The sequence below is a fragment of the Streptomyces sp. TP-A0356 genome (assembly GCF_001417775.1).
In the GTDB taxonomy this organism is placed as follows: domain Bacteria; phylum Actinomycetota; class Actinomycetes; order Streptomycetales; family Streptomycetaceae; genus Streptomyces.
The window spans coordinates 121,882-138,313 of sequence record NZ_BBZJ01000016.1 but is presented as its reverse complement, the minus strand read 5'-3'; the positions used below and the strand labels follow the sequence as shown (position 1 = coordinate 138,313).

Sequence of the window (16,432 nt, the reverse complement as noted above, 5' to 3'; positions counted from 1 at the left end):
GCGCGTCGCCCGAACCCGGGCCCCAGTCCGGAACACGGATGAGGCAAGCTGATTGCTCAACGGTGGTCCACAGCAAGGCGCTTTACGGAGGTTTGACTCGGCCTTCGGTTTCACCGCAGCTCGGCCGCGTATCCCGGAAGAACCCGGCGCAGGGCGCGCAGCGCGTAGTACGCGCGAGACTTCACCGTACCCGGCGGAATGCCGAGGGCCTCGGCGGCCTCCGCCACACTCGCCCCGCGGAAGTACACCTGCACCAGTACGTCCCTGTGTTCGGGAGTGAGTGTCTTCACAGCCTCGCGTACGTCGAGCGTCGCGGCGGACCGCTCGGCGTGGTCGGCGATCACCCGTGCGTTCTCCAGCACGGCGTCCCCGACCTCGGCGGGACGCGCCTGGCGGGCCCGTCGCGCGTCGATGGCGAGCCGCCGTCCGACGGTGAGCAGCCAGGGGCGCACGGAGTCGAAGTCATGCGCGCGGAGCGCTTCGGGGTGTTGCCAGGCGCGTACGAACGTCTCCTGCAGCAGGTCCTCGGCGCGCTGGCGGTCGCCGTCACAGAGCCTGAGCAGCAGGGCGAAGAGGGGGCGGCCGTGCTCGCGCTGCAGCTCGGCCAGCTCGTGCTCGGCGGTCGTCCCGGTGGTGGGCGTGGTGGCTCCGGCCGTCATGGGCGTATGGCAGCGCGCCTCGTCCCGCCGGGACAGGGCCGGGACGGGGTGGTGCGGTGGGCGGTCGCATTCGTCGGTGAACGGTGCGGCGAGCGGTCGGCGCGTCGACCGCCGGGGCGAGGCCCGGCGGTCGCGACCGGGTGACGGGTCGAGCTCGCCCGGGGCCGGTCAGCGGGAGGTGCGGGCCTTGGCCAACTCGGAGTGCTGGTACGCATACCCGAAATACACGGCCTGACCGATCAGGAACCACAGGGCGAACCGCACCCACGTCTGCCACTGCAGGAACGTGATGAGCCAGATCGAGAAGACCACGCCCAGCGCGGGTACGAACGGCATCCAGGGCGTGCGGAAGGTGCGCGGCAGCTCCGGCCGCCGGTAGCGCAGCACGATCACCGCCGTGCACACCACGACGAACGCGAGCAGGATGCCGATGTTGGTGAGTTCGGCAGCCTGCCCGATCGGCACGAACCCCGCGATGACGGCCGACGCGACCCCGGCGATCCAGGTCACGCGCGTCGGGACGTGCCGCGTCGGATGCGTCTTGGCGAACCACTCCGGCAGCAGTCCGTCCCGGGACATCGAGAACCACACACGGGTCACGCCCAGCATGAACGTGAACATCACGGTGAGGATGCCGACGATGGCGCCGACCGCGATCACATCCGCGAGACCGCTCAGACCGACCGCCTTGAAGGCGCTGGAGAAGCCGCTCTCCTTGTCGATCCGGCGGTAGTTCTGCATGCCCGTCAGGACCAGGCACGCCGCCACGTACAGCACCATGGAGATCACCAGCGAGTAGATGATCGCCTTCGGCATATGGCGCTGCGCGTCCTTGGACTCCTCGGCCGCGGTCGACATGGCGTCGTAGCCGAAGACCGCGAAGAAGACGGTCGCCGCACCGGTGAACGCGCCGCTGAGGCCGTACGGGAAGAAGGGGTGGTAGTTGCGGGTGTCGACGTGGAAGACGCCGACGCCGATCACGAGCAGCACCACGAGGATCTTGAGGGCCACCACCGACGTCTCGAAGCGGGCCGCGTTGCGGATGCCGAGGTTCAGCAGGTACGCGATCAGCAGGCACAGGACGACCGCGAACAGGTCGACCCGATGGCCGGCGCCCGTGCCCGGCGCGCCCAGCATCCACTGCGGCAGATGGGCCCCCATCGCGCCGACGAGGAAGCCGAAGTAGCCGGAGATGCCGATCGCGACCACCGCCACGATCGCCGTGTACTCCAGCAGCAGGTCCCAGCCGATGAACCAGCCGGCGCACTCGCCGAGCACCGCGTAGCCGTACGTGTACGCCGAGCCGGCCTTCGGGATGAGGCCCGCGAACTCGGCGTACGACAGCGCGGCGGCCGCGCTCGCCACGCCCGCGATCAGGAACGACACGACCACCGCGGGCCCGGCCGTACCGTTGGCGACCGTGCCCGCGAGAGTGAAGATGCCTGCGCCGATGATCCCGCCGACACCGATCGCGGTCAGCTGCCACAGGCCGAGAGAGCGTTCGAGCCTGGTGCCCTCGGCGACTTCCGTGTCCTCGATGTGCTCAAGGGATTTGCGCCGGAGAATCCCCTCACCCATTCTGAGCCTCGCCATGAGCCTCACCTCTTCGCGGTCGGCAATGGGCTGACGGCGGATCATGATGACGCAGGCGCGGTGGCGGGGGAAGACGGCATGCCCCGGGTCGATTCCGTGTCGGGCCGCCCCTGTGGGGCCTACGGTACGACCGTCACCGGCCAGCGTCCCGCCTTGACCAGGCGGATCGCCACCGAGCCGATGATCCGGTGGCCCGCCTGTTCGGAGGCGCCCACCACGACCGCGTCCGCCTTCAGTTCGTCGGCCGCCTTGACCAGGCCGTTGTAGGGGTCGCCCCGGAAGGTGTGGAACTCCCAGCGCACCTCGAATATGTCCTTGACGCGCTCGGCGGCCTCGCGGATGTACTTGACCAGGTCCTCCGCGATCTCGTCGGTGGTCTCGGCCACCGGCGCCCCGAGCGCCGCTCCCGCCGCCAGGACCGGCTGCACGTACACGACCGCGAGCAGCGCGCGCTGCCGCCTCGCCAGGCCACCCGCATAGGCGGCCGCCCGCATCGAGGAGTCGGAGCCGTCCACGCCGACGACGATGACCTTGGGCCCGTCCGTGCCCCGCTCGAACTGGTGCGAGTGCTGTTCCGTCACGGCCCTGAGGCTATCGGAAGCCGCAGCTCCGCAACCGTACGGGCCACGGGGAATGTGCCGTCGGCTCGGGAGACTCGCCACCGCTGGTCCCATCGAGTGGTCTTCCGCCACCGTGCCGGTGTTGCGCGGACATGACGCTCGCCCTCGGAGCGACTGATGAATCATGAAAGAGGATCAGCTGCTCACGCGACGCCGGGCCTTGTTCGCCGGCGCGGCGGTCCTGGGCCTGGGCGGGGCGGTGGGCACGGCCCGGCTGTTCGGCGCCGACGACCCGGCCCGGCCGGTGCGGAGCGCCGCCGCGGCCGCGGGCCCGCAGGCGCGCACCCCAGTGAAGTCGTCGGTCTACCGCCTGCAGCCCCTGACCGGCGACGGCCCGTCGCGGCATACGCCCGCACGGACCGCCGTCCGCCACGAGCCGATCCTGAGCCTGTCGGGACGCGGCAGGAGCATGGCGCTGACCTTCGACGACGGTCCCGACCCCCAATACACCCCCGACATCCTGCGCACCCTGCGGGCGTACGACGTACGCGCGGTGTTCTTCGTCTGCGGCGAGATGGCGGTCGGCCACAAGGACCTGCTGCGCGAGATGGCCGACGACGGCCACATCGTCGGCAACCACACCTGGACCCACCCGCTGCTCACCCAGCTGACCCGGTCGCAGATCCGTTCCGAGATGGTGCGCACCTGCGCGGTCATCGAGGACGCGTACGGTGAGGCCCCTCTGTGGTTCCGCGCGCCCTACGGGGCCTGGAACCGGAACGTCTTCGAGCTCGGTGCCGAGTTGGGCATGGAGCCGCTCGGCTGGACGGTGGACTCGCGCGACTGGACGGCCCCGGGCACGGACACCATCGTCGACCGCGTGGAGGGCGGCGCCGCACCGGGCGTCATCGTGCTCTGCCACGATGCCGGCGGCGACCGGTCGGGGACCGTGGAGGCACTGCGCCAATACCTGCCGTCCCTGCTGGACTCCGGCTATCACCTGACCGTGCCCAGACGGCGGGTCGGCTGAACGCGCCCGCCGGGCGGTGACCCCGCCGTCCCGGCGCCGGAATCCCGTCGCATCCGCCGCCCGGCCCTCGGGCCCGGCCGTACCACCGCGCTCAGCGCACCGCGACCATACGCGCGAAGACCACCACGTTCCCGCTGTATCCGTTCTGCGCCGAGAACCCTCCCCCACAGGTGATCAGGCGCAGTTCCGCGGCCCCCTTGTTGCCGTAGACGCGGTCGCCGGGAAAGGCGGCCTTGTCGAAGACCTCGTTGCCGTACACCTCGAAGACGGCGATCTTCCCGTCCCGGCGCTGGACCTCGACGCGGTTCCCCTTCGTCAGTGAGCCGAGCCCGTAGAAGACGGCCGGTCCCACGTTGTTGTCGACGTGTCCCACGATCACCGCGGTGCCCCGTTCGCCGGGCGAGACCGCACCGGTGAACCAGCCCGCGAGGTTCGGGTCGCCGGGCGGCGGCGCGTCCACCCAGCCGGACATGTCCAGGCCGACCGGCATGACGGGCGCGTCGACCCCCAGCGCGGGAATGCGGACACGGTCGACCACGGAGTACGTCAGCTGGGGAACGCCGGCGGACTGGGGACCCGTACCGCTGCGGGTGTCGGGGGCCGCCGCCGACGCGGGCTGCGGAGGACCCACCGTGAACTCTCCCGAGCCGTTGCGAACGAGGGCGAGGCCCGTCAGCAGAACCAGCGCTATCGCGCCCCATGGGGCTCGCTTCCTCGGCCGCTCCTGCTCGGACGCAGACATGCACCCTTCCCCTCTTGACGCGGCCGTCGCCGCGCCGGTGAAGCCTCCACCGCTCATGTGACGGTGCTTCGCGCCGGGCCCCGGCAGGGCCGGGTGCGAAGCACCGTGCGGTGCGCGTCAGGACCGGCCGTCGGCGGTGCGCCGGCGCGACATGTGCCAGGCCGCGCCCAACGTGCCCGCGATCAGCACCACTCCGAGACCGATCTGCTTCGGATCGAAGCCACCGATGCTGCCGCCGACACCGGCGTGCACGCCGTGCCGCTCAAAATCGGACCGCTCGGAGTCGCGCTCCTCGCCGTCGTTGCGGCCGTTGCCGTTTCCGTTCCCGTATCCGCCGTTTCCGTTCCCGTTGCCGTATCCGCCGTTCCTGTTGCCGTATCCGCCGTTCCCGTTTCCGTTCCCGTACCCGCCGTTCCCGTTCCCGTATCCGCCGTTCCCGTTCCCGTTCTCGCGCGCGGCGGCGATGGCGAGATTGCGGTGGCCGAAGTCATGGCCGCACTGGAACGTCACGTCGTAGTTGGTGCCGGGTCTGGCGTCTCGGGCGATCGTGGCCTCGGCCGCGCCGTGGCCCTTGGGGATGGTCACCGTGTCGAAGGCGCCCGAGAAGACCGTCGCGTTGTCGTTGCAGCCGCGTACCGGAAGCGTTATCCGTTCGCCCGGGCCGATCGTGGTCGGCCGCACGTCGTAGTCGAACGCCGTGCGCTTGGTCTCGTGGTCGCCTCCGGTGACGGACGTCGGCGCCGTACAGGCCAGGGCGGTGCAGCCCAGCAGTGCGACCGAAACGACGCGTAGCACGCGCATGAAGAGCCTCCAGGTCCCCGAGGAGCCTTGCTGCGGACCGTTTCCGCCTGCGCTAGAAATGCACCTCGATGACCGAAATGTAAAGAAGGCGGATATGCGGGCGCGATCGCAGTCGCGCGATCGGGGCACATGCGTGGGCCGAACAGGGGACGGGTGTGAGCGGCATCCGTCCCCCGACGTCCGGACCGTGGACCCTCAGCCGCGCAGATAGGGGAACAGCGTCAGGAACGGCTCCGAGGAGGCCGTGACGCCCCGGCTGTAGGGCGCGTCGAAGTCCCAGATCAGGAAGAGCAGGAAGGCGATCAGTGCGGAGAAGAGTCCGGCCAGGATCAGCTCGCGGGCCGTGCGCCGGATCTGCAGCGCGAACACCATGCCGATGGTGACCACCGCTCCCGCGATCAGCCCGAACCACACCACCGGCGGCATGGTCGACCCCGTCGAGTCGGAGCGGGCGGCCCGCGCCGCGTCCGCCGCGCTCACCTGGTCGATGAGCGGCTGGTACGACTGTGCCTGGAAGTCCGTCCTCGGCTGGTAGTCGGAGACGTCCTGACGGATCCGCTGGAGCAGCTCTCCGCCGCGGGCGGTCACCTCGCCGTGGTGGGTCATGGTCTTCCACTCGGTGCTGACGACGTGGCCGACGTAGGCGTTGACGTCGGCGCGGATGCGGTCGCGGACGTCCGCCGGATAGACGCGTACCCGCTCCGAGATCTCGTGCAGCGCCTGCGCCTCGGTCCGCACGTGGTCCTGGGCGGCGCTGCGGGCCTCCCAGACACCGGCGATGGCCAGGCCCAGCACGATGGCGTACACCACGCCGATCCACATCGTCATGTACTCGATCACGTCCGGAGTCTCGGAGGGATCGTCGTCCACGGCGGCCGTCCGCTGCCGTACGAGGGTCACCACGATCACGACGGCGCAGGCGGCCGCCATGGCGAGGGCGAGAACAAGCCATTCCGACAAGAGGTGCCTCCAGAGATCAGCGCGGACGCATCGCGGCGACGGCGAACACCGCTGGTGCGGCGATGAGCAGGGTGAACGTGAGCGGTGAGGGGCCGTCGTGCGGTGGCCGTGGGTGGGACACCGGGTGGTACGGCGGATAGTGCACCGGACGCGCCGAGGGGCGCGGGCTCGGCTTGGGCGAGGGTGTCGGGGTCGGCGTGGGGATCGGCGTGGGGGTGGGGGCGACGACCGGTTTCGGCGCCGGCCGGGGGCGCGGTGCCGGAGTGTGCGGTGGTGGGGGCGGTGGCACGGGCTTCGGTGTCGGTTGCGGTGCGGGCGGCGGCTTGGGGGCGGGCGGCGGCTCGGGCGGCGGCTTGGGCGTGGGGGTGGGCGCCGGAGTCGGGGGCGGGCTCGGTGACGGGCACGGCGGAATGGGCCAGTGGTCGCCGCCCGCGACCGCCACCGCCGCCGTGCCGTCCGGGCCGGTCGAGGCGTACGCGCACGCGTCGGCCCTCGCCGCCGGGGCGGGGGTGCCCACGAGGATCCATACCAGCGCCACCACGGCCAAACCCCATGTGGCCAGGGTGGATCGGGTCCGTTCGGGTCGATGCACGACCGAGATCATGAGCTTGTCCGCACCCGTGCACGCGCGGGCTCCGGCGAATTGCCCCGAAGGAGGGAGATCCGCCTTCGGATGGTTTGGCCGACTGTGCCCGGACCGCTGTGAGTTGGGTACATCTGCGCGAGGGAGTGCCGAATCCGCCGGGCGGGTGGCCGAGATGCGTCACAGGATCCGGAAAGAAATATGCGGCCCGATTGAACACATCGGGCACCTCCGCGCGTACCCAATGGCACAAGCGGCGCTCAGAGGACGCTGCAACACCCAAGCTAACAGCGGGAGTTGAGATGAAGACATCCTGGCGGAGCGCCTCCCTCGTGGCGACAGCTGCGGCCGTGCTGGCGCTCACGACGGCGTGCGGTCAGGAGAGCGGCACGCAGTCGACCGGTAGCCAGAACGTTGGCGCCACCGCTGCCGCGGGCGGTTACGGCTCGATCTCCACCACTCCCGGGAACGGCTACGGCGCCGACTCCACCACCGCGCCGAGCGCCTCGGCCTCCGCGGGTGGGCAGGCGGCGGGTCAGCTGGCCGTCGCCGACAACGCGAAGCTCGGCAAGATCGTCACCGACGGCGCCGGGTTCACCCTCTACCGCTTCGACCAGGACACGGCCGAACCGCCCAAGGCCACCTGTGACGGCGACTGCGCGAAGGCCTGGCCGCCGGTTCCCGCCGAGGGCGCCTCGGTCGCCTCCGGTATCGACAAGTCCCTGCTGGGCGAGGTCACGCGCGCCGACGGCAGCAAGCAGCTGACCATCGCCGGCTGGCCGATGTACCGCTTCGCCAAGGACACCAAGGCCGGTGAGACCAACGGCCAGGGCGTGAAGGGCACCTGGTTCGCGACGGCGCCCACCGGGAAGAAGGCCGGCGCCACCTCGCTGCCCGGTCTCTCGGTCCGCAACGACCCCAAGCTCGGCCCGATCGTCGTCGACAAGAACGGCATGACGGTCTACCGCTTCCTCAAGGACCAGGCCTGGCCCACTCCCAAGTCGGCCTGCATCGGCGCCTGCCTGCAGAAGTGGCCCGTCGTCGCGCCGGTCTCGCCCGACAACACCAAGGGCGTCAAGAAGAAGGGCCTCATGGGCTTCACCCGCCCGGACGGCGCCCAGCAGATGACCGTCAACTGCTGGCCCATCTACACCTTCTCCGGCGACAAGGCCCCCGGAGACACCAACGGTCAGGGCGTGGGCGGAACCTGGTACGCCGTTTCGCCCGAGGGGAAGCCGGTCGGCGCGCCCAAGTAGAGATCACCTCCCAGGGGCGATCGCTCGCCTCGTCCAGTCGGCCACGGAGCGCGGAAGGGAGTGGACGCAGAAGCCGGAACGAACGGGACACAAGGGTGCACGATCAGGTCCGCCCTCTCCGCGCCGCACGGAGAGGGCGGACCGCTTTGGCGTGGGCCGAGGCGAAGTCACCCCGAAGGGGGCCGCGGGCCCGAGGCATGCCGCGGCTCCGCCGCGTGCGCGCGACCAGCCGCGAACGACCCGCAGTCGCCGACCGGCCGAAGGCTCCCCCGGCGGCGGCGACCCGGCACGTGCCGCTGGCAGTGACCGGAACGGACGGTCAATTTCCGTTTTTACTCGCCCTGTTGGCGGACGATCAGTAGCCTCAGCTCGAACACCGGATCGCCCACACCGCCGCCTACGTCTTGGAGAGCTACATGGAGCGTCCCGCCTGGGCTCCACGGAGCATCGACATCTCCGTACCGAGCGTGTCCCGTATGTACGACTTCTACCTGGGCGGGTCGCACAACTTCGAGGTCGACCGGGAAGCGGCGCGCAAGGCGATGGAGTTCATGCCGGGGCTTCCCAAGATCATGCAGGCGAACCGGGCGTTCATGCGCCGCGCGGTGCGTTTCGCCGTCGAGGAGGGCATCACCCAGTTCCTCGACGTCGGCTCCGGCATCCCGACCTTCGGCAACGTCCACGAAGTGGCTCGACAGGCGCATTCGGGCGCGCGTGTGGTGTACGTCGACCACGACCCGGTGGCGGTCGCGCACAGCAAGGCCGTCCTTGAGGGCAACGACCACGCGGACGTCGTCGCGGCGGATCTCCGCAAGCCCCAGGACATCCTGGCGAGCCCTCAGATCGAGCGGCTGATCGACCTGAACCGGCCGGTCGCGCTCCTCCTCGTTGCCATACTGCACTTCGTGGAGGACACGGACGACCCGTACGGTGCGGTGGCCGAGCTGCGCGGCGCGCTCGCGCCGGGCAGCCTGCTCGTCCTCACGCACGCCTCGTACGAGGGAATCCCGCTCCCCCAGGAGCGGTCCGAGGGCGCGGTCGACGTGTACAAGGACATCCGCAATCCGCTGATCATGCGCTCGCGCGACGAGATCGCGCGGTTCTTCGAGGGGTACGACATGGTGGAACCCGGACTGGTGCCGATGCCGAAGTGGCGGCCCGACACGGCACCCGAGGACGAGGATCCGTATTCCTTCTCGGGGTTCGCCGGCGTGGGGCGCTCGGCGTGACCGCGGAGCCGGGGGGACCGGAGGACAGACTGCGCAGGTTCGCCACGATCTGGAGCCGGGCGGTCTTCCCGGTGACTTCCACGTGGCTGACCCGGCCGGAGTTGGAGGAACGACTGCTGCCGCTGGCCCGGCGGCTGAGTGACGCGCTGCGGTCCAGGACGTTCGACGCGGGGGTGGCCAGGGGGATCGGCGCCGCGCTCGTCGAGGCGCACTGCACCGACCCGGAGGCCCTCAGCCGTACGCTCGACTGTGTCGACGCCTACCTGGTGCTCTACTGCGGCGACCCGGAGGCCTCCGCCGACGCGCAGGAGGCGCTGCGCACCCGCTCATCGCGGCTGCAGCACGCCATGGCCGCCGGGTACGCCGGAGAACTGCGGGAACGCACGCTCGCCGAGCAGGAGGCCATCTCCCAGGCCGCCCTCACCGCCCAGAGTGCGGTGGCGCAGGCCCTGCACTCCAGCGAGGCCCGCTTCCGCGCGGTCTTCGAGGGCGCGGCCATAGGCATCGGCATCGCGGACCTCGACGGCAACGTCCTCCAGGTCAACGGCGCGCTGCTGCGGATGTTCGGCGGCTCGGAGAACCTGGTGCGCGGCCGCAACGTCGCCGCGTGGACCCATCCCGACGACGCGCCGCAGGTCTGGCGCCTGTACGACGAACTCGTCCGCGGCGAGCGCGACCACTACCACGTGGAGAAGGCCTTCTGCCGGCCCGACGGAACGGTCCTGTGGACCAACCTCACCGTGTCGCTGCTGCGGGACGCGGACGGGCGTCCCCAGTACCAGCTCGCGCTGATGGAGGACACCACCGAGCGGCGCCTGCTCAACCTCCGGCTGCGTTACGAGGCCACGCACGACGCGCTGACCGGACTGCCCAACCGCACCCTCTTCTTCGAGCGCCTGGAGAAGGCACTGGCGGCGGGCGAGGGCCAGCGGTTCGGTCTGTGCTATCTCGACCTCGACGGCTTCAAGACCATCAACGACAGCCTCGGGCACGCGGCTGGGGACCGGCTGCTCGTCGAGGTCGCCGACCGTTTGCAGAGCTGCGCGACCGCGCCCGGCGAGATGGTCGCGCGCCTGGGCGGGGACGAGTTCGTGGCGCTGACCACCGGGCCCGACACCGAACGCGGGGTCGACGAGCTCGCCGGACGCATCATGAACGCGCTGGTCACGCCGATCAGCATCGACGGGCGCGAGCTGACCGTGCGCGGCAGCATCGGCATCGTCGAGGGGCCGGTGGGGGAGCGCGGCCCGGCGGAGGTGCTGCGCAGCGCCGACATCACCATGTACCGGGCCAAGTCCGCGGGAGGCAACCGTTTCGAGCTCGCGGACCCCGAGGCCGACGCCCGCGCCATCACCCGGCACGGGCTGACCACGGCACTGCCCACGGCCCTGGACCGGGGGGAGTTCTTCATCGAGTACCAGCCACTGGTGCACCTCGGTGACGGCACGGTGCACGGCGCCGAGGCCCTGGTGCGCTGGCTGCATCCGCAGCACGGTGTGCTCGGCCCCGACCGTTTCATCCCGCTCGCCGAACGCACCGGACTGATCGTGCCGCTGGGCCGCTGGGTGCTGGGGGAGGCGGTACGGCAGGCCCGTGCGTGGCAGGAGAGGCACGAGCGGACGGGCCCGCTGCGCATCAACGTCAACCTGTCACCGTGCCAGCTCACCCATCCCGGGCTGGTCTCCGACACCGTCGACATCCTGGAGCAGGCCGGACTCGAACCGGATGCGCTCTGCCTGGAGGTCACCGAGTCCGCGCTCATCGGCGCGGACGACGACCTGCTCAAGCCGTTGCGCCGGCTGGCCGAGATGGGGGTGGACATCGCCCTCGACGACTTCGGCACGGGCTACTCCAACCTCGCCAACCTGCGGCGCCTGCCCGTGCGGATCCTCAAGCTGGACCGCTCCTTCACCCAGAGCATGCAGCAGTATCCGGCGGACCCCGTCGATCTCAAGATCGTCGAAGGGATCGTATCCCTCGCCCACAGCCTGGACCTGGCGGTCACGGTCGAGGGCGTGGAGACCAGCGCCCAGGCGGAGCAGTTGCGGATGATGGGCTGCGACACGGCCCAGGGCTGGTACTACGCCCGCCCGGGCCCGCCGGAGCGGCTGCACGAACTGGCCCTGGTGGACGCTACGGGCTGACCCCACCCGGCACCCTGCCGCGCGCGCGACTTCCCGGGCGGCAGCGTCGACCTGCGTCACCGGTTCCCCCGCCGGGACGGTCCGATCGAACGTCTCGTCATCCAGCCCTGAGGGTGCGGCGGCTGCGGGCGTCCCCGACGAGTGCCCCGTCCGCTCACCGCTCCAGCAGCATCCGCTGCAGTTCCCGCGCCGCCCGCGGCGGCGCCACATCGCTGCGGTGGGCCAGCGCGATCGTGCGATGCAGCCCGGGCCGGGCCAGCGGGGTCACCCGCAGGCCGCGTCCGGACCGGGTCGCGACCATGCGCGGGACGACGGCGACGCCCAGCCCCGCCCGTACGAAACCAAGGACCGCGTCCATCTCGCCGCCCTCCACCGCGAAGTCCGGCTCGAAGCCCTCGGCGCGGCACGCCGCCACGGTCAGTTCCCGCAGGTCGTAGCCGTGGCGGAACATCACAAGACGTTCGCCCTCCAGATCCGCGACACGGACCGTGCGACGGCCCCCGCCGGGTCTCGGCGCGTCGGGCGAGGACACCACCACCAGGTCTTCGCGCAGCAGCTCGACCGTGGTCAGCGCGGGGGACGGGGTGGGCAGGGGGAGGACGACCAGGGCGAGGTCGAGGGCACCGCGCGCCAGTTCCCGTACGAGATCGTGCGAGCCCCCCTCCTCGATCAGCAACCGGATCCCGGGATAGCGGTCGTGGAAGGCGCGCAGCACGTCCGGCAGCAGACCCGTGCACAGGCTCGGCGTCGCCCCGAGCCGCACCCGGCCGCTGCGCAGCTGTACCAGCTCCTGCACCTCGTGCCGGGCCGTGTCCGCGTCGGCGAGGATGCGGCGGGCCAGCGGCAGCAGCGCCTCGCCCGCGTCCGTCAGCGTGATGTTGCCGCGCGCCCGCAGGAACAGATCCGCCCCGAGCTCCCGCTCCAGCGCCTTGATCTGCTGCGACAGCGACGGCTGGGCGACATGGACCAGATCGGCGGCCCGGGTGAAGTGCCGGGTCTCGGCCACCGCCACGAAGTACTGGAGCTGCTGGAACTGCATACCACCACCATAGGGTCTGTCTATCGAAACGAGCCGGACCATGTCTTGGACCGATGGGGACCTTCCGCCCTAGCGTTCTGAGACATGGCTCTGGCAACGCGGACGGACCGACGGCCGTCCATGGCGCGCACCGCGTGGGACAGCACCGTCGGCAAGAAGACAGTGATGGCGGTCAGCGGCCTGATCATGCTGCTCTACCTGGTCGCCCACATGATCGGGAACCTCAAGATCTACTTCGGGGCGGGCGAGTTCAACCACTACGCCCACTGGCTGCGCACCGTCGGCGAACCCTTCATGCACTACGAGTGGACGCTCTGGCTGATCCGCGTCGTGCTGGTCGTCGCCGTCGTCGCCCACGCCGTGTCCGCGTACCAGCTCAGCCGCCGCGACATCAAGGCGCGCCCCAGCAAGTACGTGCACAAGAAGCCCCGGGCGAGCTACGCCACCCGCACCATGCGCTGGGGCGGGATCATCCTCGGCCTGTTCATCGTCTGGCACATCCTCGACCTGACCACCGGCACCGTGCACTCCGGAGGCTTCCAGGAGGGCCACCCGTACCAGAACGTCATCGACACCTTCTCCACCTGGTACGGCAACGTCATCTACATCGTCGCGATGCTCGCCCTCGGCCTGCACGTCCGGCACGGCTTCTGGAGCGCCGCCCAGACCCTCGGCGTCGGCAGCCGCACCCGCGACCGCGCCCTGAAGACCATTGCCAATGTCCTCGCGCTGCTGCTCACGGCCGGATTCATCGCCGTGCCCGTGGGTGTCATGACCGGAGTGGTGAGCTGAGATGACTGCTACCTCTGAGTACACGGACTACACGACCGGCGAGCCGGTCCTCGACACCAAGGCCCCGTCCGGCCCGATCAACGAGCGCTGGGACAAGCGCCGCTTCGAGGCCAAGCTGGTCAACCCGGCCAACCGGCGCAAGCACACGGTGATCGTCGTCGGCACCGGACTCGCCGGCGGCTCCGCGGGTGCCACGCTCGCCGAACAGGGCTACCACGTCGTCCAGTTCTGCTACCAGGACTCCCCGCGTCGCGCCCACTCGATCGCCGCGCAGGGCGGCATCAACGCCGCGAAGAACTACCGCAACGACGGCGACTCGATCCACCGCCTCTTCTACGACACCGTCAAGGGCGGTGACTTCCGGGCCCGCGAGTCCAACGTCCACCGCCTCGCCCAGATCTCCGTCGAGATCATCGACCAGTGCGTGGCACAGGGCGTGCCCTTCGCCCGCGAGTACGGCGGCCTGCTCGACACCCGCTCCTTCGGCGGCGTCCAGGTCTCCCGCACCTTCTACGCCCGCGGCCAGACGGGCCAGCAGCTCCTCCTCGGCGCCTACCAGGCGCTCTCACGGCAGATCGCCGCGGGCAACGTGGAGATGCACCCGCGCACCGAGATGCTCGACGTGATCGTCATCGACGGCCGGGCCCGCGGCATCGTCGCCCGCGACCTGGTCACCGGCCGGATCGACACGTACTTCGCGGACGCCGTCGTCCTCGCCAGCGGCGGTTACGGCAACGTCTTCTATCTGTCGACGAACGCCATGAACTCCAACGCCACCGCGATCTGGCGGGCGCACCGGCGCGGCGCGTACTTCGCCAACCCCTGCTTCACCCAGATCCACCCCACCTGCATCCCGCGCACCGGCGACCACCAGTCCAAGCTCACCCTGATGAGCGAGTCGCTGCGCAACGACGGCCGGATCTGGGTGCCGAAGGCCAAGGGCGACAACCGTCCGCCGAACGAGATCCCCGAGGACGAGCGCGACTACTACCTGGAGCGCATCTACCCGTCGTTCGGCAACCTCGTGCCCCGCGACATCGCCTCCCGCGCCGCCAAGAACGTCTGCGACGAGGGCCGCGGCGTCGGACCCGGCGGGCAGGGCGTGTATCTCGACTTCGCGGACGCGATCAAGCGCATGGGCCGGAAGAAGGTCGAGGAGAAGTACGGCAACCTCTTCGACATGTACGAGCGGATCACCGCGGAGAATCCGTACGAGGTGCCGATGCGGATCTACCCGGCCGTGCACTACACGATGGGCGGCCTGTGGGTCGACTACGACCTGCAGACCACGATCCCGGGTCTGTTCGCGGTCGGCGAGGCGAACTTCTCCGACCACGGCGCGAACCGCCTCGGCGCCTCCGCGCTGATGCAGGGCCTCGCCGACGGCTATTTCGTCCTCCCGTCGACGATCAACGACTACCTCGCGCGCAACCCGCACCAGCAGCAGGTGACCACCGAACATCCCGCCGTCCGGGAGGTGCTGGCCGAGACGGAGGACCGGCTGAACCTGCTGCTGTCCGTGGACGGCGACCGTACGCCGGACTCCTTCCACCGCGAGGTCGGCGAACTCATGTGGGAGTTCTGCGGCATGGCCCGTACGGAGGCGGGCCTGCGCAAGGCCCTGGAGCGCATCCCGCAGATCCGCGAGGAGTTCTGGAGGCGCATCAAGGTGCCCGGCACCGGCCAGGAGTTCAACCAGTCGTTGGAGAAGGCCAACCGCATCGTCGACTACCTGGAGCTCGCCGAGCTGATGTGCCTGGACGCCCTGCACCGCGCCGAGTCCTGCGGCGGCCACTTCCGCGAGGAGTCCCAGACGCCCGACGGCGAGGCGGCCCGCAGGGACGACGCCTTCGCGTACGCGGCCGCCTGGGAGTTCACCGGCACCGGTGAGGCCCCCGTCCTGCACAAGGAAGACCTGGTCTTCGAGTACGTCCACCCCACTCAGCGGAGCTACGCATGAAGCTCACCCTGCGCGTCTGGCGGCAGAAGAACGCCGACGCCGAAGGCGCCATGTCCACGTACGAGGTGGACGGCATCTCGCCCGACATGTCCTTCCTGGAGCTGCTGGACACCCTCAACGAGGAGCTCATCCTCAAGGGGGAGGAGCCGGTCGCCTTCGACCACGACTGCCGCGAGGGCATCTGCGGCGCGTGCTCGCTCGTCATCAACGGCGACGCGCACGGCCCCGAGCGCACCACCACCTGCCAGCTGCACATGCGGTCCTTCCAGGACGGCGACACGATCGACGTCGAGCCGTGGCGGGCCTCGGCCTTCCCGGTGATCAAGGACCTGGTCGTCGACCGCTCGGCCTTCGACCGGATCATCCAGGCCGGTGGCTACATCACGGCCCCGACCGGATCCGCGCCCGAGGCCCACGCCACGCCCGTACCGAAGGCGGACGCCGACTTCGCGTTCGAGCACGCCGAGTGCATAGGCTGCGGGGCCTGCGTGGCGGCCTGCCCGAACGGCGCGGCGATGCTGTTCACCTCGGCGAAGGTCAACCACCTCAACGTCCTGCCGCAGGGCGCGCCCGAGCGCGAGACCCGGGTGCTCGACATGGTGGCGCAGATGGACGAGGAGGGCTTCGGCGGCTGCACGCTCACCGGAGAGTGCGCCACCGCCTGCCCGAAGGGCATTCCGCTGGTCTCCATCACCAACATGAACAAGGAGTGGCTGCGCGCGACCCGCAAGGCGGGGCGCCGCTAGGGCACGGGAGGGCCGGCGCCGCCCGGAGGGGGGCGGCGCCGGCCGTAGGCGTTCGCCGGCAGGGTGCGGACGGGCGGGACCGGGCGTGGTGCTCAACCCCGGTCCCGTCACCAGTACGGGGGCAGGGGGCGTCCGGCCGCCACGGGGCACGGCCCGGCGTGCCTTCGCCCGGCACGACCGGCCCCCGAAGCAACCGCCACCCCTGGCATTCAACATTCCCACATCCCGACTCCTGGCTGCGGTCACGCGCACGCCAACCGGCATCGGAAGAACAGGAGCGCGCGGACCGACCGACACGGTCCGCCGCCGCACCGCCGAACCGGCCCGTGACCAGGAGA

Annotated in this window: 15 protein-coding genes; 7 read left to right on the top strand and 8 right to left on the bottom strand. The window is 70.5% G+C overall.

Annotation, left to right across the window (positions count from 1 at the left end):
- Positions 1-110: 110 nt before the first annotated feature.
- The 3 genes from ASC56_RS11435 to ASC56_RS11425 form a co-directional block, all read right to left on the bottom strand.
- Complete coding sequence (locus tag ASC56_RS11435) at positions 111-659, bottom strand: sigma-70 family RNA polymerase sigma factor (protein WP_055491205.1); 549 nt, start codon at positions 657-659, stop codon at positions 111-113.
- 168 nt (positions 660-827) lie between these two features.
- The gene (locus ASC56_RS11430) at positions 828-2,252 is read right to left on the bottom strand and encodes an amino acid permease (protein ID WP_055491204.1); all 1,425 of its coding nucleotides are present in this window, start codon (positions 2,250-2,252) and stop codon (positions 828-830) included.
- A gap of 119 nt (positions 2,253-2,371) precedes the next feature.
- Positions 2,372-2,833 (bottom strand): universal stress protein, encoded by a 462-nt coding sequence (locus ASC56_RS11425; RefSeq protein WP_055491203.1) that lies wholly within the window; start codon positions 2,831-2,833, stop codon positions 2,372-2,374.
- Positions 2,834-2,996: 163 nt separating this feature from the next.
- Between ASC56_RS11425 and ASC56_RS11420 the strand changes: the two genes are divergently transcribed.
- A complete protein-coding gene (locus tag ASC56_RS11420; RefSeq protein ID WP_055491202.1) occupies positions 2,997-3,842 on the top strand; it encodes a polysaccharide deacetylase family protein in 846 nt (281 codons plus the stop codon).
- Between the two features lie 91 nt (positions 3,843-3,933).
- Here the strand turns inward: ASC56_RS11420 and ASC56_RS11415 are convergent, their stop codons facing one another.
- The 4 genes from ASC56_RS11415 to ASC56_RS37845 form a co-directional block, all read right to left on the bottom strand.
- Positions 3,934-4,584, bottom strand: coding sequence for a class F sortase (locus ASC56_RS11415; RefSeq protein ID WP_055491201.1), 651 nt, complete (start codon positions 4,582-4,584; stop codon positions 3,934-3,936).
- 117 nt (positions 4,585-4,701) lie between these two features.
- Positions 4,702-5,385: a hypothetical protein gene (locus ASC56_RS40565; RefSeq protein WP_055491200.1), complete on the bottom strand. Its 684-nt coding sequence runs from the start codon at positions 5,383-5,385 to the stop codon at positions 4,702-4,704.
- 195 nt (positions 5,386-5,580) lie between these two features.
- Positions 5,581-6,345: a DUF4239 domain-containing protein gene (locus ASC56_RS11405; RefSeq protein ID WP_079102445.1), complete on the bottom strand. Its 765-nt coding sequence runs from the start codon at positions 6,343-6,345 to the stop codon at positions 5,581-5,583.
- 16 nt (positions 6,346-6,361) lie between these two features.
- A complete protein-coding gene (locus ASC56_RS37845; protein WP_159039634.1) occupies positions 6,362-6,937 on the bottom strand; it encodes a hypothetical protein in 576 nt (191 codons plus the stop codon).
- Positions 6,938-7,230: 293 nt separating this feature from the next.
- Between ASC56_RS37845 and ASC56_RS11400 the strand changes: the two genes are divergently transcribed.
- From ASC56_RS11400 to ASC56_RS11390, 3 genes are all read left to right on the top strand, one after another.
- Positions 7,231-8,184 (top strand): SCO0930 family lipoprotein, encoded by a 954-nt coding sequence (locus tag ASC56_RS11400; protein WP_055491198.1) that lies wholly within the window; start codon positions 7,231-7,233, stop codon positions 8,182-8,184.
- A 416-nt stretch (positions 8,185-8,600) separates the two neighbouring features.
- Complete coding sequence (locus ASC56_RS11395; protein WP_055491197.1) at positions 8,601-9,413, top strand: SAM-dependent methyltransferase; 813 nt, start codon at positions 8,601-8,603, stop codon at positions 9,411-9,413.
- A complete protein-coding gene (locus ASC56_RS11390; protein WP_055491196.1) occupies positions 9,410-11,557 on the top strand; it encodes a bifunctional diguanylate cyclase/phosphodiesterase in 2,148 nt (715 codons plus the stop codon). Before ASC56_RS11395 ends, ASC56_RS11390 begins: the two co-directional genes overlap by 4 nt.
- Positions 11,558-11,711: 154 nt before the next feature.
- Here the strand turns inward: ASC56_RS11390 and ASC56_RS11385 are convergent, their stop codons facing one another.
- On the bottom strand, positions 11,712-12,596 hold the full coding sequence (locus ASC56_RS11385; RefSeq protein ID WP_055491195.1) for a LysR family transcriptional regulator: 885 nt from the start codon (positions 12,594-12,596) through the stop codon (positions 11,712-11,714).
- Between the two features lie 120 nt (positions 12,597-12,716).
- Here ASC56_RS11385 and ASC56_RS11380 point away from each other — a divergent pair, with 120 nt between their 5' ends.
- From ASC56_RS11380 to ASC56_RS11370, 3 genes are read left to right on the top strand one after another with little or no spacing between them, the layout of a single operon-like run.
- Positions 12,717-13,388 (top strand): succinate dehydrogenase, encoded by a 672-nt coding sequence (locus ASC56_RS11380; protein WP_055491194.1) that lies wholly within the window; start codon positions 12,717-12,719, stop codon positions 13,386-13,388.
- A gap of 1 nt (position 13,389) precedes the next feature.
- Complete coding sequence (locus tag ASC56_RS11375; protein ID WP_055491193.1) at positions 13,390-15,348, top strand: fumarate reductase/succinate dehydrogenase flavoprotein subunit; 1,959 nt, start codon at positions 13,390-13,392, stop codon at positions 15,346-15,348.
- The gene (locus ASC56_RS11370; RefSeq protein WP_055491192.1) at positions 15,345-16,094 is read left to right on the top strand and encodes a succinate dehydrogenase/fumarate reductase iron-sulfur subunit; all 750 of its coding nucleotides are present in this window, start codon (positions 15,345-15,347) and stop codon (positions 16,092-16,094) included. Before ASC56_RS11375 ends, ASC56_RS11370 begins: the two co-directional genes overlap by 4 nt.
- Positions 16,095-16,432 lie beyond the last annotated feature (338 nt).